The organism is Streptomyces sp. M2CJ-2 (genome assembly GCF_016757295.1).
Taxonomy (GTDB): Bacteria; Actinomycetota; Actinomycetes; order Streptomycetales; family Streptomycetaceae; genus Streptomyces.
Map to the genome: position 1 here is coordinate 1 of NZ_JAESIF010000172.1, position 3,987 is coordinate 3,987.

2 protein-coding genes and 2 pseudogenes are annotated in these 3,987 nt (G+C 70.5%); 1 reads left to right on the forward strand and 3 read right to left on the reverse strand.

The genetic code is table 11. The annotated features are described in order from the left end of the window. Positions 1–403: 403 nt before the first annotated feature. Both JL475_RS38330 and JL475_RS38335 read right to left on the reverse strand, forming a co-directional pair. Positions 404–916: a GNAT family N-acetyltransferase gene (locus JL475_RS38330; protein ID WP_202282824.1), complete on the reverse strand. Its 513-nt coding sequence runs from the start codon at positions 914–916 to the stop codon at positions 404–406. A gap of 68 nt (positions 917–984) precedes the next feature. Then, positions 985–1,314, reverse strand: a pseudogene (locus JL475_RS38335) (transposase); the annotation flags it as partial. Between the two features lie 3 nt (positions 1,315–1,317). Here JL475_RS38335 and JL475_RS38340 point away from each other — a divergent pair. Next, a pseudogene (locus tag JL475_RS38340) lies at positions 1,318–1,964 on the forward strand (hypothetical protein); the annotation flags it as partial. Between the two features lie 17 nt (positions 1,965–1,981). Here JL475_RS38340 and JL475_RS38345 read toward each other — a convergent pair. After that, the gene (locus JL475_RS38345; RefSeq protein ID WP_237409452.1) at positions 1,982–3,913 is read right to left on the reverse strand and encodes a helicase associated domain-containing protein; all 1,932 of its coding nucleotides are present in this window, start codon (positions 3,911–3,913) and stop codon (positions 1,982–1,984) included. Positions 3,914–3,987: the final 74 nt, after the last annotated feature.

The window sequence follows — 3,987 nt, forward strand, 5'->3', positions numbered from 1 at the left end:
CTGCTACCAGCTGGGCGGCGCCTTCGGCCCGGCAATCGCGGCCCTGATCACGCTGGGCGGCTGAGTAGGGTCGGGGACTGGCGCGGTGGCTGACGCTCCGTTTCCAGTCCCCGCCGCTTCAAACCGTGCGCACGGTTCTCCCGCGCACGGCTTTCCGACATCGTTCACCGACTGACATGCGCCGTCGCCCTGTGCACGTTTCCGGTAAGGCGGAAGACCCCGAGCTGGGTGATCCACCCGTAAGAGGTCGCGCAGATAGGCGGTGGCCAGAGTGGGGGTGGCATGTGAGGCAGGCACAGATTCCTTGATCATGGAGTTGCGACGCTCTGTGATCATCGGGGAGATCTGTGCCTGTACTGCCGTCACGGAGTCAGTGCAGGCGACCGGCTGTGGGTGAGAGCGGTCAGCGCACCAGCTCGGTGGCCAGAAGGTCCATCAGGAGGCCGTTGTGCCAGGTGCCGTCCGGGCCACGCTCGTACTGCCGCATGATGCCGACCGGCCGGAAGCCGACCTTGGTGTAACAGCGGATCGCCGCAGTGTTGTCGGCTGCTGGGTCGATGATCAGACGGTGATAGCCGTGGACATCGATGAGATGGCAGGCCAGTGTCCGTACGGCGTCGGTGCCCAGGCCCCTGCCGTGCACCGTGGGATCGAGGAAGAGGTCGAGGCCGGCGTGCCGGTAGTCCGGCTCTTCCTCGGCGTACCACTGGATCATGCCGATGATCCGCTCTCGGTGGTCGACGGTCAGGGACCGGGTGCCGGAGTCCTCGAGATCGGCTGCGATGTCTGCCTCGAGATCGTCTCCGCCCCTCCATCGTGCACGCACTTCAGGTGTGCCCCGGATGGCGGCCAAGGCATGGATGTCCTCACGGCTGGTGGGGCGGAGGACGACGGAGGCGCCATGCAGCACAGTCATGACCAAGAACTTTACGTGACCGCCCCGGAGCGGCTCGGCGCCGGAATGAGCTCGGAGTCCGAGCGATCTCATGGGCGGCGTTGTGGGCGGTTGTCCCAGCGGTGGGTTGTCCAGGAGCGTCGGATCAGGCTGCGGACGGTGATGACCGCGTCGGCGAGGCCGAAGAAGGCGTCGACGACGGTGGCGCGCCGCTCGTAGCAGCGGGCGAGCCGGTGGAAGGCGTTCTGCCAGGCGTGGGTGCGTTCCACGTGCCAGCGCCGACTGGCCTGGATGGGTGCCTTCTCGCCTTTGTGCGCGATACGGCCGTGGAGGCCGCGATCGTCGAGCACAGCGCGGGTCTTGTCCGAGTCGTAGCCGGCGTCCAGATGGACGGTGATGTCGGCGGGCAGCGGTCCGAGGGGGTGGGGCATGCCGTGCGCGCGCTGCTGGCCGGCGAGAGCACCGAACCCCGTCTGGCCGAACTCGCCTACGGCCTCGGCTACTGGGCCGCCCGCCACCGCCCCGTCACGGACCTCGCCCCGCTGCCCGGCGCCGACAGCGCGGCCGCCGCCCTCGACGCGGTGACGCCGATCGCCGAACGGGACGGCAACTTTCCCGCCCGGCTCGACCGCCTCACGGGCCTGCCGGTATGGGCGGCCACGAACACGGACCCCAACGAGGCGCACCACCGCCTCACCGAACTGGTGCGGGCGGCCACCCACCGGTATGCCACCCACGGCCACGGCGAGGAGACGCGATGCTGGTCCACGCGGCCACGGCTCCCAACGCCGTGCTGCGCATCCTGCCCGCGCTCCCGCACGCCCTGTGGGGAGTGAGCCTGCGGGCCGCCTGGGCGGCGTCCGCGGCGGTGACCGCGATGTACGCACCCGACGCCCCGGTCGCCTACAGCCCGCCGGGCACCTTCACCCCCGAAGAGGTCCTCGAACGGGCCGGGGCGCACGGCGACGAACACGTCATCAAGCTGACCGACACGGCCCTCGACATCGGCGACGAACCGGCCCTGGCGGCGGCTCTGCGCTCCATCGAGCTGAGCGAACCGTTGAGATAGACGGCCGTCCTCCCATGTCACGCCCACTCCACCCCCAGCTCGGCGAGCGCGGCGCGCTGCTCTTGGGTGAGTTTGTGGCGGCGGGTCTTGGTGTTGGAGACCCATACGCCGAGCTTGACGGTCACCGGCTCGGTCTCGCCGTCGACCGGGATCTGTTCGCTGTGGCCGCGCGGGACGGGCCGCTGGCCTTCCCGCGCCACCCATTGTGCGAGGGCCGCGAGTCCGCGCTGGAACGCTGCCTGGGCCTTACTGGAGCCCTTTGCCGTACGCCCGGCTGCCGGGGCGCCAGACGGCGCCTGGGCAGGCTCGACGCCCAGCTTCGACATCCGTTCCTGCTGCTCGGTGGACAGCTGCTTCCAGGTGCCGGGCTGTTTCTGCCGCTGCAGCCACTTCCCAAGATCGTCGCCGTCGAAGAGCACGCCGGGGGCGATGTCGGGCAGCACGCCGCCGGCCTCGTCTTCGGCGAGGTGGGCGAGGATGCGGTGGTGGCGTTGCCAGTCCAGCGGCCACGGGCAGTTCCAGTCCGGGTCGATCGCCGCCAGCTGCTTGGCGCGCACCCGGGCCCGCTGCGGGTCCTTGCCGAGGCCGCCCTTGCGCCGCAGGTTCGCCAGATGCTGCCCGACGGGTACGGGCCGGCCGCCGGCCGGGTCGTCCCAGACGGCGTCCTGGCGGGGTGCGAGGTGCCCGGTGGCCCGCCGGTACGAGCGCAGCGCGGCGAGCTTGGCCTCCCACGCCTCCTCGCCGGGCTCCCAGACCATGCCGGCTTCCGGCAAGTCGAGCAGGGTCTTGCGCCGCTCCTCGAGCTCTCCGGTCCGCAGGGCCTTTCTCTGCTGGTGCACCCACCTGCCCAGCGGGAAGTCCTTCGTCGCCCCGACTTCGGTCTCGACGTCGTAGGGGACGGCGTGCAGGCCGGTGATGCCGTTCTCGGCCCGCCACCGCAGCAGCGCCTGGTAGCCCTCGAGCCACACCAGGGACTCCGGTCGGTACACCCGGGTGCGCAGGAACGCCGCAATCGTGCCGGCGTCCCGGGGAGAAGAGAAGCGCAGCAACGCCGACTCGACCGCACCGTCGGTGTCGCCCTGCTCCTGGTCCCCGCCGTCACCCTCGTCGCCGGCGCCGATGATGCGCCCGTCCTCGTCGCGCCTCACGTGCACGGTGCGCTTTCCGTGGGTGAGGGCGCGGGAGGCGAGTTGTTCCACGAGTCGTTCATCGTGTGAGCGCAGGCCCTGCAAAACGGCGACAAGAGGGCGGAACGAGGCGGAGGCGATCATGTCGGTCGGGTCCTCGCCGGGCTGAAGGAACACCGGCACGATGATCCGCGCGACCTTCGTGGAGCCGTCCCGGTTAAGCCGGAGCGCGCGGCCGATGTTCTGCACGATCTCCACCTGCGAGCCGCGGGTGTCCGCGAAGCACACGGCCTCCACGCCCCGCTCGCCGGTGATGTCCACCCCTTCCCCGAGGACGCGGCAGCTCGCCAGAAACGCCCGGTGCACGCGCCGGCCCGCGGCATCGATCCCGCCTGCGAACTGCCGGATCACCTCGCGCCGCTCGGACACCAAATGGTCGCCGCACAGCCACGCCGACCAGACCCTCTCCGGGGGGACGTGACGGCCGGCCTCCAGCTCGTAGAACCGTGCGTCGATCGACGACGCGGGGAGCCGGTCCGCGGCCGCCAGGTCGTCGCCGGAGGCGTCACTGGCGTACAGCTCCGCGGCCGTCTGGGGCAGCTTGTCCGCGAAGGCGGCGGCCTCCTCCACCTTCTGGTGGAACGTCATGACCGTACGCAGGTTGTACGCCGCCGCGTGCTCCAAAAGTGCGGTCTGCAGCAAGGCGAGGCGCCGGCCCCGCTGTGCCTCCTCTGTTTCCCCGAGGGCGGGGGAGGGGTCGCGGATCTCCAGCACGTCGATCTCGAATCCGGCGAGGATGCCCCGCTCGATCGCCTCGCTCATGTCGCGGTTCGTTCTTTCTGATCGGCATCCGGGGCGTTGAGCTGGGCTGATCAGTTGGTTGGTTGGGTTCGGCG

Excerpts from the sequence above, each read along its gene's own strand:
- JL475_RS38330 (WP_202282824.1), bottom strand. The coding sequence starts at position 916 with ATGACTGTGCTGCATGGCGCCTCCGTCGTCCTCCGCCCCACCAGCCGT.
- JL475_RS38345 (WP_237409452.1), bottom strand. The coding sequence starts at position 3,913 with ATGAGCGAGGCGATCGAGCGGGGCATCCTCGCCGGATTCGAGATCGAC.